This window comes from Rhodobacter sp. P1_C2, assembly GCF_056406375.1.
On sequence record NZ_JBFUAG010000007.1, the window covers coordinates 272265 to 297815 of the forward strand.

Annotated in this window: 23 protein-coding genes and 2 pseudogenes; 16 read left to right on the plus strand and 9 right to left on the minus strand. The window is 66.9% G+C overall.

Annotated features, from left to right (window positions below; translation table 11 throughout):
- The first annotated feature begins 35 nt into the window (after window positions 1-35).
- Complete coding sequence (locus AC1DZT_RS13780) at window positions 36-2228, plus strand: transglycosylase domain-containing protein (RefSeq protein WP_478007202.1); 2193 nt, start codon at window positions 36-38, stop codon at window positions 2226-2228.
- Between the two features lie 58 nt (window positions 2229-2286).
- Here AC1DZT_RS13780 and AC1DZT_RS13785 read toward each other — a convergent pair whose 3' ends face one another.
- Both AC1DZT_RS13785 and AC1DZT_RS13790 read right to left on the minus strand, forming a co-directional pair.
- Window positions 2287-2907, minus strand: a complete 621-nt coding sequence (locus AC1DZT_RS13785) for an MlaC/ttg2D family ABC transporter substrate-binding protein (RefSeq protein WP_478007203.1) — start codon at window positions 2905-2907, stop codon at window positions 2287-2289.
- 7 nt (window positions 2908-2914) lie between these two features.
- A complete protein-coding gene (locus AC1DZT_RS13790; RefSeq protein WP_478007204.1) occupies window positions 2915-3613 on the minus strand; it encodes an MlaA family lipoprotein in 699 nt (232 codons plus the stop codon).
- A 211-nt stretch (window positions 3614-3824) separates the two neighbouring features.
- Between AC1DZT_RS13790 and AC1DZT_RS13795 the strand changes: the two genes are divergently transcribed.
- From AC1DZT_RS13795 to AC1DZT_RS13820, 6 genes and pseudogenes are all read left to right on the plus strand, one after another.
- Window positions 3825-5561 (plus strand): type I secretion system permease/ATPase, encoded by a 1737-nt coding sequence (locus AC1DZT_RS13795; RefSeq protein ID WP_478007205.1) that lies wholly within the window; start codon window positions 3825-3827, stop codon window positions 5559-5561.
- On the plus strand, window positions 5558-7048 hold the full coding sequence (locus AC1DZT_RS13800; protein ID WP_478007206.1) for an HlyD family type I secretion periplasmic adaptor subunit: 1491 nt from the start codon (window positions 5558-5560) through the stop codon (window positions 7046-7048). The genes AC1DZT_RS13795 and AC1DZT_RS13800 overlap by 4 nt, the downstream gene beginning before the upstream one ends.
- A 105-nt stretch (window positions 7049-7153) precedes the next feature.
- Window positions 7154-7618, plus strand: a complete 465-nt coding sequence (locus AC1DZT_RS13805; protein ID WP_478007207.1) for a RidA family protein — start codon at window positions 7154-7156, stop codon at window positions 7616-7618.
- On the plus strand, window positions 7618-8400 hold the full coding sequence (locus AC1DZT_RS13810) for a glycerophosphodiester phosphodiesterase family protein (protein ID WP_478007208.1): 783 nt from the start codon (window positions 7618-7620) through the stop codon (window positions 8398-8400). Before AC1DZT_RS13805 ends, AC1DZT_RS13810 begins: the two co-directional genes overlap by 1 nt.
- A gap of 44 nt (window positions 8401-8444) precedes the next feature.
- Window positions 8445-9605 (plus strand): GNAT family N-acetyltransferase, encoded by a 1161-nt coding sequence (locus AC1DZT_RS13815; RefSeq protein ID WP_478007209.1) that lies wholly within the window; start codon window positions 8445-8447, stop codon window positions 9603-9605.
- Window positions 9606-9622: 17 nt separating this feature from the next.
- A pseudogene (locus AC1DZT_RS13820) lies at window positions 9623-9913 on the plus strand (4a-hydroxytetrahydrobiopterin dehydratase); the annotation flags it as partial.
- Between the two features lie 174 nt (window positions 9914-10087).
- Here AC1DZT_RS13820 and AC1DZT_RS13825 read toward each other — a convergent pair.
- Window positions 10088-10576: a redoxin family protein gene (locus AC1DZT_RS13825; RefSeq protein WP_478007210.1), complete on the minus strand. Its 489-nt coding sequence runs from the start codon at window positions 10574-10576 to the stop codon at window positions 10088-10090.
- 77 nt (window positions 10577-10653) lie between these two features.
- Here AC1DZT_RS13825 and AC1DZT_RS13830 point away from each other — a divergent pair, with 77 nt between their 5' ends.
- The 3 genes from AC1DZT_RS13830 to AC1DZT_RS13840 are packed head-to-tail and all read left to right on the plus strand — an operon-like array spanning window position 10654 to window position 13063.
- Complete coding sequence (locus AC1DZT_RS13830) at window positions 10654-11862, plus strand: NAD(P)/FAD-dependent oxidoreductase (RefSeq protein ID WP_478007211.1); 1209 nt, start codon at window positions 10654-10656, stop codon at window positions 11860-11862.
- Entirely contained in the window at window positions 11859-12419 is a 561-nt protein-coding gene (gene rsmD, locus AC1DZT_RS13835; protein WP_478007212.1) for a 16S rRNA (guanine(966)-N(2))-methyltransferase RsmD, read from the plus strand. Before AC1DZT_RS13830 ends, rsmD begins: the two co-directional genes overlap by 4 nt.
- On the plus strand, window positions 12416-13063 hold the full coding sequence (locus AC1DZT_RS13840) for an HAD family hydrolase (protein ID WP_478007213.1): 648 nt from the start codon (window positions 12416-12418) through the stop codon (window positions 13061-13063). Before rsmD ends, AC1DZT_RS13840 begins: the two co-directional genes overlap by 4 nt.
- 9 nt (window positions 13064-13072) lie before the next feature.
- Here AC1DZT_RS13840 and AC1DZT_RS13845 read toward each other — a convergent pair whose 3' ends face one another.
- On the minus strand, window positions 13073-14671 hold the full coding sequence (locus AC1DZT_RS13845; RefSeq protein WP_478007214.1) for a GMC family oxidoreductase: 1599 nt from the start codon (window positions 14669-14671) through the stop codon (window positions 13073-13075).
- A 108-nt stretch (window positions 14672-14779) separates the two neighbouring features.
- On the opposite strand from AC1DZT_RS13845, the pseudogene AC1DZT_RS13850 reads away from it, so the two are divergent.
- A pseudogene (locus AC1DZT_RS13850) lies at window positions 14780-16030 on the plus strand (MFS transporter); the annotation flags it as partial.
- A 3-nt stretch (window positions 16031-16033) separates the two neighbouring features.
- Here the strand turns inward: AC1DZT_RS13850 and hemC are convergent.
- On the minus strand, window positions 16034-16969 hold the full coding sequence (gene hemC, locus AC1DZT_RS13855; RefSeq protein WP_478007215.1) for a hydroxymethylbilane synthase: 936 nt from the start codon (window positions 16967-16969) through the stop codon (window positions 16034-16036).
- A 97-nt stretch (window positions 16970-17066) separates the two neighbouring features.
- Between hemC and hemE the strand changes: the two genes are divergently transcribed.
- Both hemE and AC1DZT_RS13865 read left to right on the plus strand, forming a co-directional pair.
- Window positions 17067-18119 carry a uroporphyrinogen decarboxylase gene (gene hemE, locus AC1DZT_RS13860; RefSeq protein WP_478007216.1) on the plus strand — a complete coding sequence of 351 codons (1053 nt, stop codon included), beginning with the start codon at window positions 17067-17069 and terminating at the stop codon, window positions 18117-18119.
- 66 nt (window positions 18120-18185) lie between these two features.
- On the plus strand, window positions 18186-19391 hold the full coding sequence (locus tag AC1DZT_RS13865; protein ID WP_478007217.1) for an aminotransferase-like domain-containing protein: 1206 nt from the start codon (window positions 18186-18188) through the stop codon (window positions 19389-19391).
- 136 nt (window positions 19392-19527) lie between these two features.
- Here the strand turns inward: AC1DZT_RS13865 and cobS are convergent, their stop codons facing one another.
- Window positions 19528-20304, minus strand: a complete 777-nt coding sequence (gene cobS, locus AC1DZT_RS13870) for an adenosylcobinamide-GDP ribazoletransferase (RefSeq protein ID WP_478007218.1) — start codon at window positions 20302-20304, stop codon at window positions 19528-19530.
- Window positions 20295-21158 carry an oxygen-dependent coproporphyrinogen oxidase gene (gene hemF, locus AC1DZT_RS13875; protein ID WP_478007219.1) on the minus strand — a complete coding sequence of 288 codons (864 nt, stop codon included), beginning with the start codon at window positions 21156-21158 and terminating at the stop codon, window positions 20295-20297. The genes cobS and hemF overlap by 10 nt, the downstream gene beginning before the upstream one ends.
- A gap of 117 nt (window positions 21159-21275) precedes the next feature.
- Between hemF and AC1DZT_RS13880 the strand changes: the two genes are divergently transcribed.
- Window positions 21276-21668: a hypothetical protein gene (locus tag AC1DZT_RS13880; RefSeq protein ID WP_478007220.1), complete on the plus strand. Its 393-nt coding sequence runs from the start codon at window positions 21276-21278 to the stop codon at window positions 21666-21668.
- On the opposite strand, the gene AC1DZT_RS13885 is transcribed toward AC1DZT_RS13880, so the two are convergent.
- Both AC1DZT_RS13885 and clpS read right to left on the minus strand, forming a co-directional pair.
- Window positions 21669-22661 (minus strand): class I SAM-dependent methyltransferase, encoded by a 993-nt coding sequence (locus AC1DZT_RS13885; RefSeq protein ID WP_478007221.1) that lies wholly within the window; start codon window positions 22659-22661, stop codon window positions 21669-21671.
- Between the two features lie 13 nt (window positions 22662-22674).
- Window positions 22675-22995: an ATP-dependent Clp protease adapter ClpS gene (gene clpS / locus AC1DZT_RS13890; RefSeq protein ID WP_477999290.1), complete on the minus strand. Its 321-nt coding sequence runs from the start codon at window positions 22993-22995 to the stop codon at window positions 22675-22677.
- Between the two features lie 126 nt (window positions 22996-23121).
- Here clpS and AC1DZT_RS13895 point away from each other — a divergent pair, with 126 nt between their 5' ends.
- Window positions 23122-23823 carry an HAD family hydrolase gene (locus AC1DZT_RS13895; RefSeq protein WP_478007222.1) on the plus strand — a complete coding sequence of 234 codons (702 nt, stop codon included), beginning with the start codon at window positions 23122-23124 and terminating at the stop codon, window positions 23821-23823.
- Window positions 23824-24007: 184 nt separating this feature from the next.
- Window positions 24008-25543, plus strand: a complete 1536-nt coding sequence (locus AC1DZT_RS13900) for a D-alanyl-D-alanine carboxypeptidase family protein (RefSeq protein ID WP_478007223.1) — start codon at window positions 24008-24010, stop codon at window positions 25541-25543.
- The last annotated feature ends 8 nt before the right edge of the window (window positions 25544-25551 follow it).

Consider the following 25551-nt stretch of genomic DNA (forward strand, 5'->3'; position numbering starts at 1 on the left):
CCCAAGCCCGGACCTAGAGCAGTAAAGAGGGCGGGATGGCAGCATCGGGCAAGGGGCGGCAACTGGTCGCGGAAAAGCGATATACCAAGGGCTCGGGCGGCCGCCCGCCGGGAAAGCCCCCGACGGAGCCGCCGGCACGATCCCCGCGCACGCCCTCCCCGCGCCGTCCGGTGCGCCGGCACGGGCTGATCACGCGCTTCGTGCTGTGGCTCTGGCATCTGATCTGGGGCATCTTCTGGCGGCTCTTTGCGATCGGCGCCCTCGTGGTCGGCTGTGCGGTGCTCTATTTCTACGTCCAGCTGCCCCCGGTCGCGAACCTGATCGACGGGCGGGCGCGCGGTTCGGTCACCATGCTGGATGCCAATGACCAGGTCTTTGCCTGGCGCGGCGAGACTTTCGGCGGCCAGGTGACGCCGAAGACCGTCTCGCCCAACCTCCTCCATGCCGTGATCGCGACCGAGGACAAGCGCTTCTACTACCACTTCGGCGTCAGCCCGCGCGGCATCATCTCGGCCGTGGCGATCAACCTGCGCGCCGGGCGCGGCGCCTTCGAAGGCAACGGCGGTTCGACCATCACCCAGCAGACGGCCAAGCTTCTGTGCCTTGGGGTCAGCTATGACCCGAGAGTCTGGAAAAGCGAAAGCGATTACGAGGACGACTGCCGGTCGGGCGGACTGACCCGCAAGATCAAGGAAGTGCCCTATGCCATCGCGATGGAGGCCAAGTATACCAAGGACGAGATCCTGACGATCTACTTCAACCGCGCCTATCTGGGTGCCGGCACCCGCGGTTTCGAAGCGGCCTCGCAACGCTATTTCGGCAAGTCGGCGGCGAACCTGTCGCCCTCGGAAGCGGCGATGCTGGCGGGGCTTTTGAAGGCGCCGTCGAAATATGCGCCGACCGCCAATCTGCAGCGCGCGCAGGACCGGGCGGCGGTGATCATCGGGCTGATGTATGACCAGGGCTATCTGACCAAGGCCGAGGCCGATGACGCCCTGGCCCATCCGGCCGAACTGTCCGGCGCTGCGGCGCAGAACGCCGGCGGCGCCTTTGCCGATTGGGTCATGGAAAGCACCCCGGCCTATCTGGGCAAGAACACGACCGAGGATGTGGTGATCAAGACCACGCTCGACCCGCGCCTGCAGAAGGCGGCGGAGGATGCCCTGACGGCGGTCTTCACCAGCAAGCTCAAGGAAGGGTCCAACGCCCAGGCCGCCATCGTGGTGATGAGCGCGGATGGCGCGGTGCGCGCCATGGTCGGCGGGCGCAACCTGCCGCAGGCGGGCAGCTTCAACCGCGCCACCCAGGCGCTGCGCCAGACCGGGTCCAGCTTCAAACCCTTCGTCTATGCCGCCGCCCTGAACAAGGGGTGGAGCCCGATGGACTATGTCGATGACAGCCCGCTGACCATCAACATCAAGGGCTCGGGTCCCTGGACGCCGGACAATTACGACCATGAGTTCAAGGGCATCATCACCATCGCCCAGGCCATGCGCGAAAGCCGCAACGTGCCCGCCGTCAAGATCGCCCAGGCGATCGGCCTGGACGAGGTGCGCACCATCGCCCAGGGCTTCGGCGTCCACTCCGATCTGGCGCAGGGCCCGGCGCTGGCGCTTGGCGCGTCGGAGGCGACCTTGCTGGAGATGACCGGCGCCTATGCCGGCATCCTGAACGGCGGCTCGTCGGTGGCGCCTTACGGCCTGCGCGAGCTGCGCCTGAAGGACGAGGCCGAGCCGCTGATCGGCCAGGGCGGCGGCATCGGCCAGCGGGTGATCTCGGACACCGCGGCCAAGGAGCTGACCTGGATGATGACGCAAGTGATCCAGGCCGGTACCGGCGGGCGCGCGGCGCTCGGCGACCGGCCGGTGGCCGGCAAGACCGGCACCACGTCAGAGGCGCGGGACGCCTGGTTCATCGGCTTCACCGCCGATTATGTCGCGGGCGTCTGGATGGGCTATGACAACAACACGCCGCTGAAAGGCGTCACCGGCGGCGGGCTTCCGGCCGAGATCTGGCACGAGGTGATGACGCGGGTCGAAGACGGCCTGCCGGTCAGCCCCCTGCCCCTGATCGTGCCCGAACCCAAGCTGCCGCCGACCCAGGCCCAGCAGCCGACCCCGCTGCCGCCGCAGCCGGGCGATCTGCAGGCGCAACAGCAACAGCGGCAAAGGCAGGACAACGACCCGATCCGGGCGATCCTTCAGGATCTTCTCGGCGGCGGGAACTGAGGCGGACAAGCAAAAGGGGGGCAAGAGCCCCCCTTTCTTCATGCGATGTGCGGCAATCTCAGGTCCGGGTCAGTTCGGCGGTCAGCTTGTCGACGCTGCCGCCGTTCTTGTCGAGCATGGCGCCGATCTCGGTCCGCTCGGAGGCCAGCATGTTCACACCCTCGATGATGATGTTGAAGAACAGCTGACGGCCCGACTTGTCGCCCACCCACCAGCGCAGATCGAAGGGCGCCTGGCCCTGCAGCGTGGCGGTCGAGACGACCTCGTAGTAGCTCTTGTAGGGCCGCGCATCGGTGACTTCGATCTTGCCGCCGATGAACTCGCGGAAGCGGCGGCCGTATTTGCGGCTGATATAGCCCTGGTAGGCGGCGGTGAAGGCCGCCATCTGCGCCGGGCTGGCCGTCTTGGAGGCCGGCCCCAGCGCCGAGCGGGCGATCGTCGCCACATCGGCATAGGTCGCGAAGATCCGGGCGAAATCGCTGAACATCGCCTGTTCCGACTTGCCCGAGTTGATGGTGGCGTTCACCTCGCCCACCGCCTTGTTGATCAGGGCGCTGGCCTGATCCACCGTCAGCGCCCGCACGGGCAAAGCGAAGGCCAGGAAACCCGTCCCTGCCACCAGCCCGGCGCCAAAGGCCCGGCGGCTCAGGTGTTGTGACGGGCTGTTGCTTTTGTTCATCTCGAACTTATTGGGCATAGGGGTCCTCAAACTCGCTGTCAGCGGTGGTCTGGCCCAGATTGTGCCGCCGGTGTTCCAAGTAGAACAGGCGCGCCTGGGCATAGCCATCCGCACTATCATATAGGATCGAATCGACCGTATCGGAATAGCGGCCGCGTTCATCAATTCTTGATACGATCTTCGCACCCGAAACGATCCAGCCCTTGTCCTTGGGCACGAGGATGCGCACCGGGTCCAGCCCCAGGTCGACGATCTTGCCCAGGGTGTCACGCTCGGTCGAGGGGCCGTAGAAGGGCAGCTCGATGTAATTGCCCTCGGGCAGGCCCCAGACATGCAGGGTCTCGCCGAAATCGGTGGGCTTTTCGGTCGCGCCAAAGGCGGTGGCCGGGTCGAGGATGCCGCCGATGCCGAAGGTCGTGTTGATCACGAAGCGCCAGGTGTTGCGCCCGGCGCGGTCCAGCCGCAGCTGGAGGATGTCATTGGCCACCTCGCCCGGCAGGCCGAGGTTGCTGGCGAAATTGCCCAGACCGCGCGAGACCGGTTTGGGGATGATCTTGCTGGCGCCGGTGGCCAGCGGGCGAATCACGTTCTTGTCCAGAACCAGGTTCACCGAATGGACTTTGCGGTTCTGCGCCTCGTAGGGATCATTGATTCCCTGCGGCGCAGGCGCCGGACCGCAGGCCGAAAGCCCAACAATCGCGGTCAATGCGCAGGCCCGCAGGGGGCCGAAAACGCGATGGCTTAGGATATGATGCTTCATATTGGAATTTGGGCCAATCTCTGGCTGACAGCACAACGTTTACTTTTCTAGTGCAAGCCATATGCTGCGCGACAAGGCAAGACAACGGGCAAGCAGGCAGACCTTCAAGTTAAAGAATTTTCCCGCCGAGCCCGGAAATTGGGACAGGAGCCGCCTTATGGCGCAGATGGAATTCAAACGGGGCCGCGACGAGCTTGACGCCTCCCGGCGTGACATGCGTGGCCTGTTATTTGCAGCTTTCTTCTTTTCGGTCTTCGTCAACCTTCTGATGCTGACAGGGCCGCTTTACATGTTGCAGGTCTATGACCGGGTGCTGGGCAGCCGGTCGGAACCAACGCTTTGGGCGCTGACGGCGCTGATGACGGTGCTGTATCTCTGCATGGGCATCCTCGATTACTCGCGCGGGCGGATCATGGCGCGGATCGGCGCCCGGATGCAGGAGCGGCTGGACCGCAGGGTCTTCTCCGCCGCGCTGAAGCGGATGGGCCAGATCCCCGGCGACCCGCTCGCCGTGGCCGCACAGCGCGATCTGGAGGCGGTGCAACGGCTCTGGGCCTCGCCGGTGCTGATCGCGCTCTTCGACATTCCCTGGGCGCCGATGTTCCTGGCCGCCATCTTCATCTTCCACCCGCTGCTGGGCTGGATGTCGGTGGCGGGCGGCGCCATCCTGGTCGTCATCACCCTGATGAACCAGTGGATGACCAAGGCACCGCTGCAGAAGGCCAACTCGGCCACCATGCGGGGCGAGCAGTTGTCCGACGGCATCAAGCAGGAGGCCGAGGTGGTCCAGGCGCTCGGCATGACCTCGGCCGCCTTCGACCGCTGGCAGATCGCGCGCAAGTTCGCGCTGGAACAAAGCATTGCGGCCTCGGACCTTGGCGGGGCCTTCGGGACCATCTCGAAGATCTTCCGCCAGTTCCTGCAATCGGCGATGCTGGGCGCCGGGGCCTATCTGGTCTTGAACAACGAAATGGGCTCGGGCGCGATGATCACCGGCTCGATCCTTCTGGGCCGCGCCCTGCAGCCGATCGAGATGGTGATCGGCCAATGGGCGCTGGTGACCCGCGCGCAGGAGGGCCGCGCCCGCCTGTCCGAACTTCTGTCGAAAGTGCAGCCCGAACCGCCGCATACTGAACTGCCCCGCCCGCGTGCGCTTCTGGAGGCGCAGAACCTCACCGTGGTGCCGCCGGGCGAAAGCCAGGCCGTGCTGCGGATGGTCTCCTTCCGGCTGGAGCCGGGCCAGGCGCTTGGCATCATCGGGCCTTCGGGGGCGGGCAAATCCACCCTCGCACGCGCGCTGATCGGCGCCTGGAAGCCGGCGGGCGGCAAGGTCCGGCTCGATGGCGCCGCGATCGACCAATACGACCCCGACAAGCTTGGCAGCTACATCGGCTATCTGCCGCAGCGGATCACCCTGTTCGACGGCACGATTGCCGAGAATATCGCCCGCCTGCAGACCAATCCCGATGGCAATGCCGTGGTCGAGGCCGCCCGCAAGGCCGCCGCACATGACATGATCACCAAACTGCCCGAAGGCTATGACACCCGCGTTCAGGCGCTGGGGGGACGGCTGTCGGGCGGGCAGATCCAGCGCATCGGCCTCGCCCGGGCGCTTTACGGCGACCCGATGCTTCTGGTGCTGGACGAGCCCAATTCCAACCTCGACAACGAAGGCTCGATGGCGCTGAACCAGGCGATCCGCACGATGAAGGAAAACGGCCGCGCCATCCTGATCATGGCGCACCGCCCCGCCGCCATCCAGGAATGCGAACTGTTGCTGGTCCTGGAAGACGGGATGCGCCGCGCCTTCGGGCCAAGGGATCAGGTGTTGAAGGACATGGTGAAGAACCACACGGAAATCACCAAATCCACCGGTCAGGGAGGTGTGTCATGAGCGACGATCCCAAGGCCCTGCCGAGCCCCGCCGCCCCGGGTGGCGAGGCCGCGCCCGCCCTCAAATCGGTTCCGGCCACGCCCGCCGCGACCGCCCTCACCGATCCGGCGCCGAGTGCGGTGGAAACCCCGCGCAGCCGTGCCCTCTCCAAGGACCTGCTGCCCCCGGCGCCCAAACCGCCGCCGCCCTCCAACCCCAATGCCTGGTCCTCGCGCCGGCCGATCTGGGTGGGCGTGATCACCATCCTCTTGCTGATCGGGTTTTTCGGCGGCTGGGGCATGCTGACCACGATTTCGGGCGCCGTGGTGGCCCCCGGCGTCATCCAGGTCGAACAGAACCGCCAGATCGTCCAGCATCCCGATGGCGGCGTGGTGGCCGAAATCAACGTGCAGGAGGCGCAGACCGTCAAGGCGGGCGATCTGCTGATCCGGCTCGACGGCACCCAGGTCAAGGCCGAGCTTGCCATCGTCGAGGGTCAGCTTTTCGATTCGATGGCGCGCAAGGCCCGGCTCGAGGCCGAGCGCGACGACACCCCCGCGCCGGTCTTTCCCGCCGATCTTCTCGACCTCGCCAAGACCCGCCCCGATGTCGCCGAACAGATCGAGGGGCAGAAGCGCCTCTTCACCTCGCGGCTGGAAACCCAGAACGCCCAGATCGGCCAGCTGCAGAAACGCCTCGACCAGATCGGCTCGCAAAGCGGCGGGATCGCGGCGCAGATGGCGGCGATCGACGACCAGATCGGCCTCCTGACGCCCGAGATCGGCGGACAGCAGACCCTGCTCGACAAGGGGCTGACGCAATCCTCGCGGATCATGGACCTCAAGCGCGAAGTGGCGCGGCTGGCAGGCAACCGCGGCGAATTGCAGGCCAACCTCGCCCAGGCCGAGGGCAAGGCGACCGAGACGCAGATGCAGATCCTGCAGATTAAGTCGGCGCGGCGCGAAGACGCCAATACCCAGCTGCGCGACATGGGCGACAAGACGCTGGAGCTGGCCGAGCGCCGCCGTGCCCTGACCGAACAGGTCAACCGGCTCGACATCCGCGCGCCGGTCTCGGGCGTGGTGCTGGGCCTGACGGTGACCACGCCGCATTCGGTGATCCGCCCGGCCGACCCCCTGCTCTACATCATCCCGCAGGACCGGCCGCTGATCATCATTGCGCAGATCCCGACGATCCATGTCGACGAGGTCCATCTGGGCCAGGAGGTCCGCGTCAGCTTTGCCGCCTTCTCGGCCCGCACCACGCCGCAGCTGAACGGGACGCTGACCACGATCTCGGCCGATGCGATCAGCGACCAGGCGACCCATCAAAGCTATTACCGGGCCGAGATCACGCTGGACGCTGGCGAGTTGGCCAAGCTGAAGGATGACAAGCTGGTGCCCGGCATGCCGGTTCAGGCCTATATCGGCACGGGGGATCGCACGCCGATGGCCTATCTGCTCAAACCCTTCACCGATTACGCCAAGATGGCCTTCCGCGAGAATTGAGCCGACCGGGCCGCGCGGCTTGACCTCGCGGCCCGGGCTCGCAGCCTGTCTTTACCCTGTCACGCCCTGCGGATAGCCTGCGCCGATGCAGTTCCCGGAGGAATCATGTCCGACATCGAAACCCGTCTGAAAGCTCTGGGCATCACCCTGCCTGACGCGCCCGCCCCTGCGGCCAATTATGTGCCCTTCGTGCAGGTGGGCAGCCTTGTCCATATCTCCGGCCAGATCAGCCGCGACGCCGCGGGCGCCCTCATCACCGGCAAGCTCGGCCAGGATGTCGATGTCGCAGCCGGGGCCGAGGCCGCCAAAAGCTGCGCCGTGGCCCTGCTGGCGCAGCTGAAATCGGCCTGCGGCGGCGATCTGTCCCGCGTGGTCAAGGCGGTGAAACTGGTGGGGTTTGTGAACTCCACCGCCGATTTCACCGACCAGCCCAAGGTGATCAACGGCGCTTCCGACTTCATGGTGGCGGCCCTCGGTGATGCCGGGCGCCATGCCCGTTCGGCCGTCTCGGCAGCCTCGCTGCCCTTCGGCGTCGCGGTCGAGATCGAAGCCATCTTCGAAATCCGCTGATGTCCTCCCCTCTGACCCCGGTGGCGCTGCCCGCAGCCTTTCTGCGCGCGCCCATCGCCCACCGCGCCCTGCACGACCGCGCCCGCCGCCGGATCGAAAACTCCGCCTCCGCCGTCCGGGCGGCGCGGGCGGCGGGTTACGGCATCGAGATCGACCTGCAACTCTCTGCCGATGGCGTGCCGATGGTCTTTCATGACGAAGACCTCGACCGCCTTACCGCCGAATCCGGCCCCCTGAACGCCCGCACCGCGGGCGAGCTGAGCCGGATCACGCTCAAGGACAGCGACGACACGATCCCGACCCTGGCGCAGGTTCTGGGCCTGATCGGCGGCGCGGTGCCCCTGCTGATCGAGCTGAAGGACCAGACCCTCACCATGTCCGAGACCGATGGCAAGCTGGAGGCCGCCACCGCCCTCGGGCTGGAGCGGTACTGCGGCCCCCTCGCCCTGATGTCCTTCAACCCGCATTGCATGGCCCATATGGCCCGGCTGGCGCCGCATCTGCCGCGCGGGCTGACCACCTCGGCCTATGGTCCCGACTGGGCGCCCTTGGCCCGCGAAACCTGCGACCGCCTGCGCGAGATCCCGGATTATGCCCGCACCGGTTCCTCCTTCATCAGCCACGAGGCCGCCGATCTGACCCGCCCCCGCGTGGCGGAATTGCGCGCCGAAGGGGCGGTGGTGCTGTGCTGGACGATCCGTTCGCCCGAGGCCGAGGCAGAAGCCCGCAAACACGCCCAGAATATCACCTTCGAAGGCTATACCGCCGCCTTCCCCGCTTGACCCGACGCCGCCGCGCGCCATCTTTATCGCAAAACGGAGCGCGCATGGCCTACGAAATCGCCCTGTTGGACGGCATGGCAGAGATCGACGCCGCCGCTTGGGACCATCTTGCCAATCCCGGCGGCGGCACCCCGGTCGACCCTTTCACCACCCACCGCTTCCTCTTGGCGCTGGACCGCAGCCGCTCCACCGGCAAGGGCACCGGCTGGCTGACCCGGCCGCTGGTGCTTTTCGAAGACGGCACTCCGGTCGCGGCCATGCCGCTTTACGTCAAGACCAACAGCCAGGGCGAATATATCTTCGACCATGGCTGGGCCGAGGCCCTGGAGAATGCCGGCGGGCAATATTACCCCAAGCTGCAATCCGCCGTGCCCTTCACCCCCGCCACCGGGCGGCGTTTTCTGGGCGACGCCGCACTGGCGCCCCTGCTGCTGGAGGCCGCCATTGGTCTCACGCGCGACAACGGCCTGTCCTCGCTGCACATCACCTTCTGCACGGCGGAGGAGGCGGCGCAACTGGCGGGCCATTCCGGCACGCTGCACCGGGTGACCCAGCAATTCCATTGGGAAAACAAGGGCTACGCCGACTTCCCCGCCTTCCTCGCCGACCTCGCCTCGCGCAAGCGCAAGATGATCCGCAAGGAGCGCGAGGTGGCCCAAGGCCACGGCCTGACGCTGCGCCTGCTGACGGGCGAGGACATCCGCCCGGAACATTGGGATGCGATGTGGACCTTCTATCAGGACACCGGCGGGCGCAAATGGGGCCGGCCCTACCTGACCCGCGAATTCTTTCACGAGGTCCACGAGACGATGCGCGATGACGTGCTGCTGGCGCTCGCCTTCGACGGCGAAAGACCGGTGGCCGGCGCGCTCAACTTCATCGGCCGCGATACGCTTTATGGCCGGTATTGGGGCTGCACGCAGGATTATTCCTGCCTGCATTTCGAACTCTGCTATTATCAGGCGATCGACTGGGCCATCGCGCAGGGCTTGCGCCGGGTCGAGGCCGGTGCCCAGGGCGAACACAAGCTGGCCCGCGGCTATCTGCCGACCCCGGTCCATTCGCTGCACTGGCTGGCCGATCCGGCCTTTGCCAAGGCCGTGGCGCGGTTTCTGGACCACGAGCGCCGCGCGGTTGACGAAGAGATCGAGGTGCTGACCGCCTATGGCCCCTTCCGCAAGGGGCAGGTGGAGGAGAAAGACTGAACCTGAAAGGACGCGACATGGCCACTCTTCTGACCGAAGCCGAACGCAGCGCCGCCCTGCCCGTCCTGGGGCAAAGCGGCTGGGGCGCCGTCCCCGACCGCGACGCGATCCGCAAGATCTGGAAGTTCAAAAGCTTCATCGAGGCCTGGGGATTCATGTCCCGCGCCGCGCTGATCGCCGAAAAGCTGAACCATCATCCGGAATGGTCCAATGTTTACAACGTGGTGGATGTGACGCTGACCACGCATGACTGCCACGGCCTCTCGTCCCTGGACATGGAACTTGCCGCCAAGATGGACCGGCTGGCGCCAGAGGCGACGATCCAGCGCGACCATTCCGAGGCCATCGAATGTCTTTGCCAGGTCCGTGCCGGCAAGCCGGGTGCCAAGTGACGGGCCGGGGCCTCCGGCGGGGATATTTGCAGGACCGATGAAGGGGGAAGGTCTGGGAAGGGGGAAGGTCTGGCCCTCCCCCAAACCGGGTCAGATCGCGGCGAGCATCGCCTCGCCGCCGGAGATGTCGCAAACGCCGGCGTTTTCTTCGAGGTTCAGCACCTTGACCACGCCGTCCACCACATGCATCGCATAGCGCTTCGAACGCGGGGCGCCGCGCACGAAGCCGGCGGCGAAATCCAGACCCAGCGCCTGGGTGAAGGAGGCATCGGGGTCGGAGACCATCAGGATGCCGGCCTTGGTGGCCCCGGTCGCCTCGCCCCAGGCCTTCATCACGAAGACGTCATTGACCGAGACGCACATGACCTCATCGACGCCCTTGGCCTTGAGCGCGGCGAAGGTGCGCATGAAGGACGGGACATGCGCGGTCGAGCAGGTGCTGGTGTAAGCCCCGGGAAGCCCGAAGATCACCACCGATTTGCCGGCCAGACGGGCCTCCATCGGGATCTCGGCCACGCCGCCTTCGCCTGCAATCATCAGGCTGCTGGCCGGAATCTTGTCGCCTACTGAAATCGTCATTCGTGTACCCTCGCGCGTTGCGTTTCCTGTGAGCACGGATATAGGCTCGCGGCGGATAATCGGCCAGTGGGGGAATGATGGCACATGTCGTAATCGTGGGCGCGGGGCAAGCGGGCGCCGCAGCAGCCGCCAAGTTGCGCGCCCTGGGGTTTGAGGGTGACATCACGATGATCGGCGCGGAGCCCGCCCCGCCCTATCAGCGCCCGCCGCTGTCGAAAGCCTATCTTCTGGGCGAGATGGAGGAAGAGCGCCTCTGGCTGCGCGCGCCGGAGTTCTACACCGAGGCGAAGATCACCCTGAAGCTGGGCACGCCGGTGTCTGCGATCGACACTGCGGCGCAGACCGTGACCGTCGGGGGCGAGGTCATCTCCTACACCGACCTGATCCTGACCACCGGCTCGACCCCGCGCCGCCTGCCCGCCGCAATCGGGGGCGATCTGGCCGGGGTTTACACCGTGCGCAGCCTTGCCGATGTCGATGCGATGCGGCCGGAGTTTGTCGCGGGCGCCAAGCTCATCATCATCGGCGGCGGCTATATCGGGCTGGAGGCGGCGGCGGTCGGCCGCAAGCTTGGCCTTGAGGTCACCGTGATCGAAATGGCGCCGCGCATCCTGCAACGGGTCGCAGCGCCCGAGACCTCGGCCTATTTCGGCGCGCTCCACGCCGCGCAAGGCACGGTGATCCTTGAGGAAACCGGGCTGGACCGCATCCTGGGCGAAGCCCGCGCCACCGGGGTCCGCCTGAAGGATGGCCGCGAATTGCCGGCGGATTTCGTCATCGTCGGCGTCGGCATCACCCCCAACGCCGCCGAGGCCGAGGCGGCGGGCATCGTGCTGGAAAACGGCATCCGCACCGATGCGCAGGGCCGCACCTCGGCCCCGCATGTCTGGGCGGCGGGCGACTGCGCCTCCTTCCCGCTGAACGGCGCGCAGATGCGGCTGGAATCGGTGGGCAATGCGATCGATCAGGCGGAGCTCGTGGCCGAGAACATCATGGGCGCCGGGATGGATTACGTTCCCGCGCCGTGGTTCTGGTCGGACCAGTATGATTGCAAGCTGCAGATCGCCGGGCTCAACATCGGTTACGACCGGATCATCACCCGCGGCCCGGCGGGCGATGCGGTCAGCTACTGGTACTACAAGGGCGACAAGCTCCTCGCCGTCGATGCGATGAACGACAGCCGGGCCTATATGGTCGGCAAGAGGCTGATCGAATCCGGCCGCAGCCCCGACCCGGTGGCCATCGCCAACCCCGCGACCGAGCTGAAGGCGCTTCTGAAGGCATGAGGATCATCGGCGGCAGGTGGCGCGGCCTGCATCTGGCCGAGGTGGGCGCGGGCGACCCCAAGGCGCATCTGCGCCCGACCTCGGACCGGGTGCGCGAGGCGATCTTCAACCTGCTGATCAATGGCGCGCATGGCGATCTGGTGACGGGGGCGACGGTGCTGGACCTTTTCGCCGGCACCGGCGCCCTCGGTCTGGAGGCGCTGTCGCGCGGCGCCGCCGCCGTCACGCTGGTTGACGATGGCAAGGCGGCGCAAAGGCTGATCGCGCAGAACATCGCCAAGATGCGGGTGGAGGGCCAGGTCCACATCCTGCCGCGCGATGCGACGAAACTGCCCGCCGCCGCTGCGCCCTTCACCCTGATCTTCCTCGACCCGCCCTATGGCAAATCGCTGGGCGAGGCGGCGCTCGCCTCGGCCCGGGCGCAGGGCTGGATCGCGCCCGACGCCACCGTGCTCTGGGAGGAGGGCGCCGCCCTGCCCCCGCCGCCGGGCTTTGCGCTTCTGGATCAAAGGCGCTATGGCGACACCTGGGTGACCTTGCTGGAACTGGAACCATGAAACCTCAGGCGGTGATTTTCGATTGTGACGGCGTGCTGGTGGATTCCGAGGCGATTGCCTTCGACATGGTGGCCCTCGACCTCGCCCTTTACGCCCCGCATCTGAGCCGCGATCAGCAGGAGGTCGAGCTTCTGGGCCTGACCCTGCAGGGCGTGGCCGACAAGGCGCGCGGGCTTGGCGCCACCCTGCCCGACGACTGGGTGCCGGATTTCTACGACCGGCTCTATGCCAGGCTGGAAGAGGGCGCGCCTTTGGTGCCGGGCGTCCTCTCCGTGCTCGATGCGCTGGACGCGGCCGGAGTGCCCTATGCCATCGGCTCCAACGGCAGCCCGCGCAAGATGGAGATCACGCTGGGCCAGCATCCCGGCCTGATCGCGCGGTTCCAGGGTCGCATCTTTTCCGGTCAGGAGACCCCGCGCCCGAAGCCCTTCCCCGACCTTTACCTCAAGGCCGCCGCCTCGATGGGTGTGGCGCCCGAATTCTGCACCGTCGTCGAAGACAGCCCGACCGGGGCGCGCGCCGCCCGTGCGGCGGGCATGCGCTGCATGGGCTATGCCCCGCATGGCGGTGCCGCCCTGCGCGCCGAAGGGGCCGAGGTCTTTACCCGGATGACCGACCTGCCCCGGCTGCTGCACCTGGTCTGAGCCCGGGCTTCATCCCTTCAGGATGATCTCCGCCCCGCGCCAGCCCAGCATCATCGAGGGCGCATTGGTGTTGCCCGCGATCAGGTTCGGAAAGGCCGAGGCGTCGCAGACCCGCAGCCCCTCGACCCCGCGCACGCGCAGCTTTTCATCCAGAACCGAGGCGCCCTCGGCCCCCATCCGGCAGGTGCAGGAGGGGTGATAGACCGTGCCCGAGCGCTGGCGGAAGTCTTCGATCATCGCCGCGTCGCTTTGCACCTCGGGTCCGGGGCGCAGCTCCTCGTCCACCCAGCGGGCGAAGGCGGGTTGGGCGGCGATGGTGCGCAGGTATTTCACCGCCAGTAGCATCTCGTCCACGTCATGCTGGGTCGAAAAGGCGTTGGCGACGATTTCCGGATGCCGGAACGGGTCGGGGCTGACGACGCGGATATGGCCTCGGCTGGTCGGGCGGCAGTTCGACAGGCCGATCGACAGGCCCGGGAAAGGGTCCGGCGTCAAGAGAGGCCGCTCGCCATTGCGCGGGATCAGGGTCGAGAAGGCCTGCATGTACAGCTGCATGTTCGGGCGCGGCTCCTCGGGCGAGGTGCGGAAGAAGCCGCCGCCATGGTTGATCGACTTGGCGAGCGGCCCGCCCCGCGTCAGCAGATATTGCAATCCGACCAAGGCCTTGCCCCACCAGGGGCGCAGGATGTCGTTATAGGTCGGCACCTTCATCTTCCAGGTGTAGTTGATGCCCTGGTGGTCGTTGAGGTTGGCCCCGACATGGGGATTGTCCACCAGCACCGGCAGGCCCAGCCCTTGCAGCAGCCCCCCCGGCCCGATGCCCGACAGCTGCAACAGCTGCGGCGAGTTGATCGCCCCGCCGGCGAGGATCACCTCACGCGCGCGCAGCTGCACCAGCGCACCCCCCCGACGATATTCGACGCCGGTGGCGCGCCGCCCCTCCATCAGCACGCGGGTGACCTGCGCCCCGGTGATCACCTCCAGGTTCTTGCGCCCCATCGCCGGGCGCAGGAAAGCCCGCGCGGCCGAGTTGCGCCGCCCGCCCTTGATCGTCATCTGATAGGTGCCGGCCCCCTCCTGCACCGCGCCGTTGAAATCGGCATTGTAGGGCAGCCCGGCCTGCCCGCAGGCCGCGATATAGTCCTTGACCAGCCAATGCAGCCCGCGCTGGTTCTTCGAGATGAACAAGGGCCCGCCCTTGCCGCGGTAAGCGTCTGATCCGGCTTCGTTATCCTCCATCGCGCGGTAGGCGGGCAGCACGTCGTCCCAGCCCCAGCCCGGCACTTCGGCGCCCCATTCGTCGTAATCGGCCCGATGGCCGCGGATATAGACCATCGCGTTGATCGAGGAGGAGCCGCCAAGCAACTTGCCCCGCGGCCAGTGGTCGGCATTGCCCGCCAGCCCCGGGTCGGGCGCGGCCTGATACATCCAGTTCACGGCGGGGTCATAGAACAGCTTGCCATAGCCCAGCGGCATCTGGACGTAAAAGCGCCGGTCGGTGCCGCCCGCCTCCAGCACGACAACCCTGTGCTGGCCCGAGGCGGTCAGGCGGTTGGCCAGAACCGATCCGGCCGAGCCCGCGCCCACGATGATGTAATCGACGTCCATGTTCGCCCCGCTTTTGCCCTCGCAAGCTAGCCGAGCCCCCGCGGCCATTATGCCAGTTTTGCGACGCCCCATGTCGCGCCCGGACGCTGGACTTCACCCAAAAGCCCCGTTAGCCCTAGGGCAGGCCCGCCCATGGCCGTGGAACGCCCCATGACCCCGACCCGCTTTGTGCTGCATCACCCAACCCTGCGGTTGATTGCCGTGGCGATTGCGCTGCTCGGGGCCTATTACGCCTCGGTCTATCCCTATCAGTCGCTGATCGCGGTCGAGCGGATCGGGATGAGCAAATCTGCCTTCTCGCTTCTGCTGGTGCTGGCCTCGGCGGTGGCGGTCACCTCTTCGGTGCTGGTGGGCATCCTCGGCGACCGCTTCGGCCACCGCCGCCTGATCGCGCTGGGGACGGCGCTGTGCGGCACGGTGGGGGTCGGGCTGATGCTGGTCTGGCCCGGGGTCTGGGCGCTGATCCTCTGTCAGGGCGTGCTGATCCCGGTCTCCTCCAGCCTTTACGGCCAGCTTCTGGCGCTTGCCCGCCTGGTCAGCGCCGGATCGCCGGGGCAGCGGAACGGCGTCCTCGCCACGACCCGCGCCGCGATGTCCTTTGCCTTCCTGTCGATGCTGATCTTCTGGACCTTCGCCTTTGGTGCCGGCCTGTCGGTGATGTCGGTCTATGTCAGCGGCGGGGTGGTGATCCTTGCCCTCCTTCTGCTGATCTGGCGCTATTGGCCGAGAGAGGGGCAGACCGAATGGGAGGACCGCCGTTCCGGCATCCGCCTCGGCGAGGCGCTGGCCGAGATCGCCAAGCCCAAGGTGGCGCTCCGCGTCGGGCTGCTCGGGGCGCTCGCCTCGGTCACCAGTCTTTACATGGTGCTGGTCTCGCTGGTCTTCGACGCCTCCGCGACGCGCGGCCCGGCGGATGTGGCGCTTTATGTCGGCATGGTCGCGGGCTGGGAGGTGCCGGCCATGCTGATCCTGCCGCGCTTTGCCCGGCAGCTTTCGGCGGCGGCGCTGATGGTGATCGGCGCGGGGCTTTACGCCTGCCACATGCTGGCGATGCCCTTTCTGGCGGACAGCGCGCTGATCTGGGTCCTGCCGCTGTGCGCCGGGGTGGGCGGGGCCGTGGTGATCACCCTGCCCATCGCCTATTATCAGGACCTGCTGCACGAAAGGCCGGGGACGGCGGCGGCGATGCTGGCGGTGCAAAAGCTGGTATCCGATGCGCTGACGGCGGCGATCTTCGCCCTGGGCATCGGCCTTGGCGGTTACGGGACCGTCGCGCTGATCGGCGTGCTGGTCAGCCTGACCGGCGGCATCGGGCTGTATTTCGCCGACCGCCGCGGCTGGTTTCTGCCGCGGAGCTGAGGCTCAGCCGAAAAAGCCCGGCCCGGCCTGCGCCAAAAGGTCTTGCGCAAGGTCCGCGCCGAGGGCGGCGCCATCCTCGACCGCGCCGCGCCGTTCGCCCGCAATCGCGGCACTGCCGTCGGGGCGCAGGATCTCGCCGCGCAGCCAGAGGCCGCCGTCCAGGACCGCAAGCCCGGCGATCGGCGTCTGGCACGATCCGTCAAGCCGGCGCAGGAAGGCCCGTTCCGCCGCAAGCCGCAGCCCGGTGTCGCGGTCATGGATCATGGCGAGCATCTCGGCCACGCGGGCGTCGGCGGCGCGGCGTTCGACCCCGATGGCGCCCTGCGCCACGGCGGGCAGCATCTCTTCCGGCTCGATCGCGGCCTGCACGACATGGGACAGCCCCAGCCGGTTCAGCCCCGCCATGGCGAGGAAGGTCGCCTCGGCCACGCCCTCCTGCAGTTTGCGCATCCTGGTCTGGACGTTGCCGCGAAACTCCACCAGCTTCAGATCCGGCCGGCGCAGCGCCACCTGCGCGCGCCGCCGCAGGCTGGAGGAGCCGACCACCGCGCCTTGCGGCAGATCAGCCAGCCCCTTGGCCGTCATCGAGACGAAAGCATCGCGCACATCTTCCCGCGGCAGGTAGCAATCGAGCAACAATCCCGCCGGCTGTTCGACCGGCATGTCCTTCATCGAATGCACCGCGATGTCGATGGCCCCCGCCGACAGCGCCTCTTCGATCTCGCGGGTGAAGAGGCCCTTGCCGCCGATCTCTTTCAGCGCCTTGTCCTGCACCATGTCGCCGGTGACCTTGATCACAACGATTTCAAAGGCTTCCTTCGGCACACCCAGGGCCGCGGCCAGGCGGTCGCGCGTCTCATGCGCCTGGGCCAGCGCCAAGGGAGAGCCTCGGGTGCCGATTTTCAGCGGTTCTGCGGGGGTGGGAAGGGGCTGGATCATGGGCTAGACTTATCCGCGACAGGATGACCATGCAACAGTCCCCCGCTTGACAAGAGGCTGCAGCCGCGTGAGGCAGGCGCGGAACCGGAGAGATCAGATGCCCGACAAAGCCGCCGACAAGACCATCCTGCGTGCCCTGCGGGGCGAGACCCAAAGCCGCCCGCCGGTCTGGCTGATGCGGCAGGCCGGGCGCTACCTGCCGGAATACCGCGCGACCCGCGCCGTGGCGGGCGATTTCCTGAAGCTCTGCTACACGCCCGAGCTTGCCGCCGAGGTGACCCTGCAGCCGATCCGCCGCTTTGGCTTTGATGCGGCGATCCTCTTTGCCGATATCCTCTTGCTGCCGCAGGCCCTTGGCGCCGACCTCTGGTTCGAGACCGGCGAAGGCCCGCGCCTGTCGACCGTCACCACGCCCGAGGGTCTGCGCGCCCTCAAACCCGCCGATGCGATCCACGACCACCTCGCCCCGGTTTACGAGACCGTCCGCATCCTGAAGCGCGAACTGCCGGCCGAGACCACGCTGATCGGCTTTGCCGGCGCGCCCTGGACCGTGGCCAGCTACATGATCGCCGGGCGCGGCACGCCCGATCAGGGCCCGGCGCACCAGCTGAAGGCGGCGGATCGGGAGACCTTCACCGCGCTGATCGACCTGATCTCGGATGCGACGGTCGAATATCTTTCGGCCCAGGTCATGGCCGGGGCCGAGGTGGTCAAGCTCTTCGACAGCTGGGCCGGCAGCCTCAAGGGTCAGGATTTCGACGACTTCGCCCTTGCCCCCACCGCCCGTATCATCGCGGCGCTGAAATCGCGCTTCCCCGGCCTGCCGGTGATCGCCTTCCCGCGCGAGGCCGGGCCGCGCTACAAGGGCTTCGCGGTGGAGACGGGGGCGGATTGCGTCGCCCTCGACAACTCGGTCAGCGCCGATTGGGCGGCGGCAGAGGTGCAGGTCGATGGCTGCGTGCAGGGCAACCTTGACCCGAAGCTGATGGTCACCGGCGGCGAGGCCCTGGTGACGGAAGCGCGCCGCATCGCCGAGGCTTTCTCGAAGGGGCCGCATATCTTCAACCTCGGCCACGGCATCACCCCCGACGCCGACCCGGAGAATGTCACCCTGCTGATGGAGACGCTGCGGAGCCTTTCGTTCCGTTAGGTCACAGACGTTGACTTGGTTTGCCGCCGGTCGCAAGGTGCCGCCCATCATCATTGGAGCAGTCCCGTGCAGTGGAATCAGGTCCTCGCCACCCGCAACAGCCGTATGAAAGCCTCCGAGATCCGGGAGCTTCTGAAGCTTCTGGATCAGCCGGACATCATCTCTTTCGCGGGCGGCATCCCGGACCCCGCGCTCTTCCCGAAAGAGGCCTTCCGCACCGCCTATGACGCGGCCCTGTCGGAGGGCCAAGCCAGTGCGGCGCTGCAATATTCGGTGTCGGAGGGCTATCTGCCGCTGCGGCAATGGATCGTGGCGGAGATGGCCAAGATCGGGGTGCCCTGCACGCCGGCCAATATCCTGATCACCTCGGGCTCGCAGCAGGCGCTGGATTATCTGGGCAAGCTGATGATTTCGCCCAAGGATACGGTTCTGGTCGGCTGGCCGACCTATCTGGGCGCGCTTGGCGCCTTCAACGCCTATGAGCCCAGCTACGACCGGCTTGACCCCAAGGGCAACCGGGCGCCCGAAAGCTTTGCCGCCAAGGCGGTCGAGGCCGGGGGACGGGTGAAATTCGCCTATCTCTCGGTCGATTTCGCCAACCCGACCGGCGAGACGCTGGACCGCGCCGCCCGCGAGGCGGTGATCGATCTGGCCGACACTTTGGACATCGCGGTGGTCGAGGATGCCGCCTACCAGACCCTGCGCTATGACGGCGAGGCGATCCCGCCGATCCTGGCGCTGGAAATTGCCCGCAAGGGAAATATCGAAGAGTGCCGGACGCTTTACTGCGGCTCCTTCTCCAAATCCCTCGCGCCCGGGCTGCGGGTCGGCTGGGTCTGCGGGGCGTCGGAGGTGATCTCGCAACTGGTGCTGATGAAACAGGCGGCGGATCTGCATTCGCCGACGATCAACCAGATCGTCACCAACCATGTCGCGCGTGCGACCTTCGATTCCCATGTCGCCACCCTGCGCGCCACTTATTTGGCGCGGCGCGATGCGATGCTGGCGGCGCTGGCGCGCGAGATGCCCGAAGGGGTGACATGGACCAGGCCCGAGGGCGGCATGTTCGTCTGGCTGACCCTGCCCGCGCAGATGGATGCGGCGGAGCTGCTGGCGCGCTCGCTGAAAACCGAGAAGATCGCCTTCGTCCCGGGCCGCGCCTTCCATGCCGATGGGTCGAATGGCAATACGCTGCGGTTGAGCTTCTCCTGCGCCGATGCGGCGGCGATCGATGAGGGGATGCGGCGCTTGGGGCGGCTTTTGCGCGGCTGAGGCTGGGACGGGGCTTGCTGCCGCGGGAGGTGTCGGGGGGGCCTGCCCCCCCGAGCCCCCCTGCCGGAGGGGCTTGCAGCCCCTCGCGGACCTCCCCCGGACTTCCGATTGGATATTTGGGTCTGGATGAAAGGGGTCAGGCGGTGAGGGCGAGGAGCAGGCCGAGGGTGAAGCCGAGTTCGCTGCATTGCTGGACGGCGCCGAGGCAATCGCCGGTATAGCCGCCGAGGCGCGGTTCGTACCAGTGGCGCATCACCAGATGGCCGAAGGTGAGGCCGGCGATGCCGGTGATGATCGAGGCGAGCGGGACGACGAAGATCAGGGGTAGAAGCGCGAGGCCCGTGGTCACCAGCGCCACCGAGAGGGCGTGGCGGTCGATACCGCCGGCCACGGCGCTGCCGGCGCCCTGGTCGCGGACATAGTCCGAGGAGGCCATGACCCAGAGCATCGAGGCCCGGCTCGCGGCATGGCCCGCGATCAGCACGAAGGCCACGGCATCGCCGGGCAGGGCCTGCAAGGCCGCGACCTTGCAGCCGACCATCAGCATCAGGCCAAGCACGCCATAGGTGCCGATCCGGCTGTCGCGCATGATCTCGAGCACGCGTTCCTTCGGGCGGGTGCCGCCGAGGCCGTCGCAGGCATCGGCAAAGCCGTCCTCGTGCAGCGCGCCGGTCACCACCATGCCCGCCGCCACCGCCAGAAGCACCCCGATGAGCGGCGAGAAGAGCCAGTAGCCCGCGCCATAGACCAGCGCCGAGATGCCGCCGACCACCACGCCCACCCCGGGATACCAGCGCGGCGAATGGCGCATCGCCTCGACCGAATAGGGTGCCTTGACGCCCAGCCGCGTCAGGAACTGCAGCGCCAGCAGGAAGGCCGGTAATTCGGTGTTGAAAAAGCCCACTACGTCCATTTGGCCACCGGTGGCAGGCTCATCAGCACGGCATTGGCGTCATGCCCGGTTTCCAGCCCGAATTTGGTGCCGCGGTCGTAGACGAGATTGTATTCGGCATAAAGACCGCGGTGGATCAGCTGCACCTCGCGGTCGGCCTCGGTGAAGGGCTGGCGCATCCGGGCGCGGGTCAGCGGCAGGAAGGCCGCGAGGAAGGCGCGGCCGACGTCCTGGGTAAAAACGAAATCCGCCTCCCAGTCGTGGCTGGCCAGATCGTCGTAGAAGATGCCGCCGACGCCGCGGGCGCGGCCACGGTGCGGGATGTAGAAATACTCGTCCGCCCAGGCCTTGAAGCGCGGGTAATAATCGGGGTCATGCGCCTCGCAGGCGGCGCGGAGCGTGTCGTGGAAATGCACCGTGTCTTCCGGATACTCGATGCAGGGGTTCAGATCCGAACCGCCGCCGAACCAGGCGGCCCCCGGCGTCCAGAACATCCGCGTGTTCATATGCACCGCCGGGGCTTGCGGGTTCTGCATATGGGCGACGAGGCTGATCCCCGAGGCCCAGAAGCGCGGGTCCTCCGCCATGCCTGGCACGCCGCGCGCGGCCATCGCGGCACGCGCCCGCTCGCCCAAAGTGCCATGCACTTCCGAGACATTGACGCCGACCTTCTCGAAGACCCTGCCGCCGCGCATGACGCTCATCAGGCCGCCGCCGCCATCGGGGCGGGTGGTGGGGGTCACCTCGAACCGGCCTGCCGGGGCGCTGCCGCCATGCTCGACCTCGACCGCCTCGAAGGCGGCGACGATCTGGTCGCGCAGGCTGCGGAACCAGGTGGCGGCACGCGCCTTGCGGTCGTCGAAGAGGTCGGTCATCGCAGTCTCCTTGCACTTGGCAGCCTTGGTAACAGGAAGTCGGGCGGCGCTCAACGCGGGCTGCTATTCCATAGCAAGGCGGCTGACCCTATTGTGAAGGCGATTATGGAGGTGATGATGAAATGGTATTTTGCTGCCCCGATTCTGCTGGGCCTGGCCGCCTGCGGTACGCCGCAGGAACAATGTATTCGCAGCGTTTCGCATGACATGATCGTGCTGGACCGGCTGATCGCCGAAACCCAGGGCAACATCGCCCGCGGCTATGGCTATCAGGAGACGATCGCCTATTTCCCCGAAGTGCAGGATTGCTCGGACTGGCCGACCGCCGCCCGCCCGAACCCGATGCCGCGCCGCTGTGTCGAGGACGTGCCGACCCGGGTCAGCAAGCCCGTCGCCATCGACCTTGGCGCCGAACAGGCCAAGCTGATCTCGATGGAGCGGCGCCGGGCCGAAATGGCGCGCCAGCTGCAGCCCGCCATCATGAGCTGCCGCGCGCAATATCCGGAGTGATCACTTGCCGCGGATCGGATAGGCGGCGCGCGAGACCCGGAAAGTGCCATCCGGCCCCGCGCTGCCGGTGATCTCTTCGACCTGGCGGAACAGGGTCTTCAGAACCGGCTCGTAAGGCAGATGCCGGTTCGCCACCATCCAGAGCACGCCATCCGGCGCCAGACCGCGATGGGCGGCGCGCAGGAAGGCGAGGCCAAGTGCCGGGTCGGGCACCCGCGCCGTATGGAAGGGCGGGTTCATCACCACGGCATTCCACGGGCGTTCGGGTTTGAAGGTGGTGGCATCGGCCCAGTGGAAGGCGGCATGGGGGCTCGTGACATTGCGCCGCGCGCAGTCGAGTGCCACTTTCTCGGCCTCCACCACATCCAGACGCTTCACGCCGGGGCGTTCCAGGATCGCCCGGCTGAGATAGCCCCACCCTGCCCCAAGATCGCCAACCCGTGCCGGAAGATCGGCCGGCAGCGCCGCCAGCAGAAGCTGCGAGCCGCGGTCCGGGCCATCGGCGGAAAAGACGCCGGGACGGGTGACAAAGCCTTCGACCAGATGATCGGCGGCAGCCCAGGTCGCAGGGACAGGCCCGGCGCGGAAGGCGGCGAGCTTGCCATGGGCTTTCGAGATAACCTCGCCCATCGCGAAGCCTGCGCCGCGCAGATCCTTCAGGATGCTGTCGAACCCATCGGTCTTCTGCCCGTCGATTGCGATCGAGCCGCCATTGCCGGTCAGCGCCACCGCCTCGGCCACCATGGCCAGGGCCTCGGCCCGGGCGCGCGGCAGGCAGATCAGCACGGCAGAATAGGCCTTGCCCTCGACCCGGAAGCCCTGGGCCAGGAAATGGTCGTGATCGGGTTTGAAACCGGTCTTCACCACCACCCGCGATTTCGGCAGCGCGTCCAGCGCATCGCCCGCCCTTGGCCGCAGCACGGCCACATCGCCCGCAGGCGGCAAAATCCACGCGCCGGAGTCCAGCGCCATGTCCAGTCGAGCCGCTCTCATGATCGCCTTGCGGCTATTCCTTTTCCATCGTGCATTGCAGCGGGTGCTGATGCCGGCGGGCGAAATCCATCACCTGCGCCACCTTGGTCTCGGCCACCTCAAAGGAGAAAACGCCCACGACGGCAAGGCCTTTCTTGTGGACGGTCAGCATGATCTCGAAAGACTGCGCATGGTTGAGGCCGAAAAAGCGTTCCAGCACATGGACGACGAATTCCATCGGCGTGTAGTCGTCGTTCAGAAGCATGACCTTGTAGAGCGGCGGCCGCTCGGTCTTGGGCTTGGTCTTGGTCAGGATCGAGGTATCCTGACCCGGGCCCTTCGGCTCGTCAGACATCTTGTCAGGATCAGTGGTCAAAACCAAACTCCGGTGCGGAACGGGCTGCGCGGCCCTCAGGCTTACAATATAGATCATTTTGGCCGCCATGAAAGACCCTCGCCGTATGAGGGTAAAGGAGATTCGATGATCACCACGATCGGATTCGATGCCGACGACACGCTTTGGCACAACGAAACCTTCTTCCACCTGACCCAGACCCGCTTTGCCGAACTGCTGAGCGGCGTGGCCGAGCCGGCCCACCTCGCCGAAAGGCTGGAGGCGGCCGAGCGGCGCAATCTGGGTCACTACGGCTTTGGCATCAAGGGCTTCATGCTGTCGATGATCGAAACCGCCATCGAGGTCTCCGAAGGCCGGGTCGAGGCCGGGGTGATTGCCGAGATCATGTCCGCCGGGCGCGAAATGCTCCGCCATCCGGTCGATCTGCTGCCCCATGCCGAGGCGACCCTGCGCGGCCTGGCCGAAAGCCACCGCCTGGTGCTGATCACCAAGGGCGACCTCCTGGACCAGGAACGCAAGGTGGCGCAGTCGGGTCTGGGCGAGCTCTTTTCCGCGGTCGAGATCGTCTCGCACAAGACGCCGCAGATCTACCGCACCGCCTTTGCCCGCCAGGGTGCCAGTGCGGAACAGGCGATGATGGTGGGCAATTCGCTCGCCTCCGACGTGCTGCCCGCTTTGGAGGCAGGCGCCTGGGGCGTTCACGTCCCCCATGCCCTGACCTGGGCATTGGAGCGCGCAGAATCGCCCAAGGATGCGGCGCGTTTTCGCTGCATTTCTGACCTCGGCCAGCTGCCCGCCCTGCTGGAAGAGCTTGCCCACCTACCATAGGCGGTGGAGGGCGGCCTAAGCTTCCACCATATCTATGGCATCAACCAAAGTGATACACTGAAGAAACACTTGGAAACCCATGGAAACAAAGGGGTTTTCGCGAATGCACACGCGTGTTACCTTCATTGAAACATAACAGCGACACCCCGGAAAACGGGGGCGCGGGCAGTGACGAGGCAGCAAATTGGCACAGACATTGGTGGACCACGTCCGCAATCTGGTTTGGACTCTGGCGCTTGGCCTTTGTGCAAATCTTCTTCTGGGCTTTCCTGCGGCGGCAGGTCCCTACGCGGCCTATCTGATGGACGCGCGCACCGGCGAGACGCTTTACTCCTCCAACGCCGATACCCCGCTGCCGCCGGCCTCGCTGACCAAGATGATGACGCTCTACATCACCTTTCAGGAAATCCAGGCCGGTCACGTCACGCTGGACACGATGATCCCCGTTTCGAAGAACGCGGCCAACCAGGCGCCCTCGCGGCTGGGGCTGAAGGCCGGGCAGAAGATCGCCCTGCGCTATCTGATCCGCGCCGCCGCCGTGAAATCGGCCAATGACGCCGCCGCCGCCATCGGCGATTACTTCGCAGGCTCGCCCGAGAAATGGGGCGCCCGGATGACCGCCACCGCCCGCCAGCTGGGCATGAAGAACTCCACCTTCAAGAACGCCAACGGCCTGCCCGCCAAGGGCCACCTGTCGACGGCGCATGACATGTCGATCCTCGGTCGCCACCTCTTCTACGATTTCCCGCAGTATTACAGCATCTTCTCGCGCCGCACGACCGATGCGGGCATGGCCACCGTCGCCAACACCAACCGCAAGTTCCTTGACAGCTACGAAGGCGCCGATGGCATCAAGACCGGCTATACCGGCGCCGCGGGTTTCAACCTGACCGCCAGCGCCGAGCGCAACGGCGTCCGCCTGATCGGCACCGTCTTCGGCGGCACCTCGACGCCGATGCGCAATCAGAAGATGACCGAGCTTCTCGACCTAGGCTTCCAGAAGGCCCGTCCGGGCGTCAAGACGGTCAAGCCGGTGCCCGCCGATCCCGAAGCCGTCCCGGCCGACACGCCGGCGCTGGTCGCCGAGGCACAGGATGACGATCTGCCCGAAGTCGCCGATGGCGCGGGCAAGACCCTGCGGGTCGACATGGCCATGGCCAAATCGCCGCGCCCGGTCGCCCGTCCGGCCAGCGATGGCGTGGTCGAAATCTCCGGCATCGAGGATGCCGTGGCGATGGTCGCAGCCAATCCGCCCGCCGAGACCGTGGCCGCCGCCGCCCCGCCGCCCAACACGCTGGAGGCGCAGGCCGCCAATCTGGCCGCCGGCCTGACCGTGAAGGCCAGCGCCCCGGCGCAGCCGCTGAAACTGGCCGCCCAGACCGTCCGCCCGCCGAAGAAGAACGCGCCGATCTACACCGACCAGAGCACCAAGCTCGCCTCGGTCCCCGCCAAGCCCGAGGTCGTGACCCGGGTCTCCACCTCGGGCGGGCAGACCTGGGGGATCAACCTTGGCCGGTTCCCCAACAGCTTTGTCGCCGAAAAGGCGCTGATCCAGATCCAGCTGACCGAGAATGCCACCCTGGGCAATGGCTTGCGCAAGGTCGTGTCGCGGTCCAACGGCTATGACGCCGTGGTGCTCGGGCTGGACCGCGACACCGCCGACCTCGCCTGCCGCCGCCTGCAGGCGCGGGCGATGCAATGCTTCACCATGGGGCAGTAAGGGCTTTC

What these genes read in the sequence shown, in the direction of transcription:
- AC1DZT_RS13885 (WP_478007221.1), bottom strand. Translation starts at nt 22,661, where the DNA reads ATGAGAGCGGCTCGACTGGACATGGCGCTGGACTCCGGCGCGTGGATT.
- AC1DZT_RS13810 (WP_478007208.1), top strand. Translation starts at nt 7,618, where the DNA reads ATGTCCTCCCCTCTGACCCCGGTGGCGCTGCCCGCAGCCTTTCTGCGC.
- AC1DZT_RS13825 (WP_478007210.1), bottom strand. Translation starts at nt 10,576, where the DNA reads ATGACGATTTCAGTAGGCGACAAGATTCCGGCCAGCAGCCTGATGATT.
- AC1DZT_RS13880 (WP_478007220.1), top strand. Translation starts at nt 21,276, where the DNA reads ATGAAATGGTATTTTGCTGCCCCGATTCTGCTGGGCCTGGCCGCCTGC.
- hemE (WP_478007216.1), top strand. Translation starts at nt 17,067, where the DNA reads ATGCCCGACAAAGCCGCCGACAAGACCATCCTGCGTGCCCTGCGGGGC.
- AC1DZT_RS13805 (WP_478007207.1), top strand. Translation starts at nt 7,154, where the DNA reads ATGTCCGACATCGAAACCCGTCTGAAAGCTCTGGGCATCACCCTGCCT.
- AC1DZT_RS13800 (WP_478007206.1), top strand. Translation starts at nt 5,558, where the DNA reads ATGAGCGACGATCCCAAGGCCCTGCCGAGCCCCGCCGCCCCGGGTGGC.
- AC1DZT_RS13795 (WP_478007205.1), top strand. Translation starts at nt 3,825, where the DNA reads ATGGCGCAGATGGAATTCAAACGGGGCCGCGACGAGCTTGACGCCTCC.
- hemF (WP_478007219.1), bottom strand. Translation starts at nt 21,158, where the DNA reads ATGACCGACCTCTTCGACGACCGCAAGGCGCGTGCCGCCACCTGGTTC.
- clpS (WP_477999290.1), bottom strand. Translation starts at nt 22,995, where the DNA reads ATGTCTGACGAGCCGAAGGGCCCGGGTCAGGATACCTCGATCCTGACC.
- AC1DZT_RS13785 (WP_478007203.1), bottom strand. Translation starts at nt 2,907, where the DNA reads ATGAACAAAAGCAACAGCCCGTCACAACACCTGAGCCGCCGGGCCTTT.
- AC1DZT_RS13780 (WP_478007202.1), top strand. Translation starts at nt 36, where the DNA reads ATGGCAGCATCGGGCAAGGGGCGGCAACTGGTCGCGGAAAAGCGATAT.
- AC1DZT_RS13895 (WP_478007222.1), top strand. Translation starts at nt 23,122, where the DNA reads ATGATCACCACGATCGGATTCGATGCCGACGACACGCTTTGGCACAAC.
- cobS (WP_478007218.1), bottom strand. Translation starts at nt 20,304, where the DNA reads ATGGACGTAGTGGGCTTTTTCAACACCGAATTACCGGCCTTCCTGCTG.
- AC1DZT_RS13815 (WP_478007209.1), top strand. Translation starts at nt 8,445, where the DNA reads ATGGCCTACGAAATCGCCCTGTTGGACGGCATGGCAGAGATCGACGCC.
- hemC (WP_478007215.1), bottom strand. Translation starts at nt 16,969, where the DNA reads ATGATCCAGCCCCTTCCCACCCCCGCAGAACCGCTGAAAATCGGCACC.
- AC1DZT_RS13845 (WP_478007214.1), bottom strand. Translation starts at nt 14,671, where the DNA reads ATGGACGTCGATTACATCATCGTGGGCGCGGGCTCGGCCGGATCGGTT.
- AC1DZT_RS13830 (WP_478007211.1), top strand. Translation starts at nt 10,654, where the DNA reads ATGGCACATGTCGTAATCGTGGGCGCGGGGCAAGCGGGCGCCGCAGCA.
- rsmD (WP_478007212.1), top strand. Translation starts at nt 11,859, where the DNA reads ATGAGGATCATCGGCGGCAGGTGGCGCGGCCTGCATCTGGCCGAGGTG.
- AC1DZT_RS13840 (WP_478007213.1), top strand. Translation starts at nt 12,416, where the DNA reads ATGAAACCTCAGGCGGTGATTTTCGATTGTGACGGCGTGCTGGTGGAT.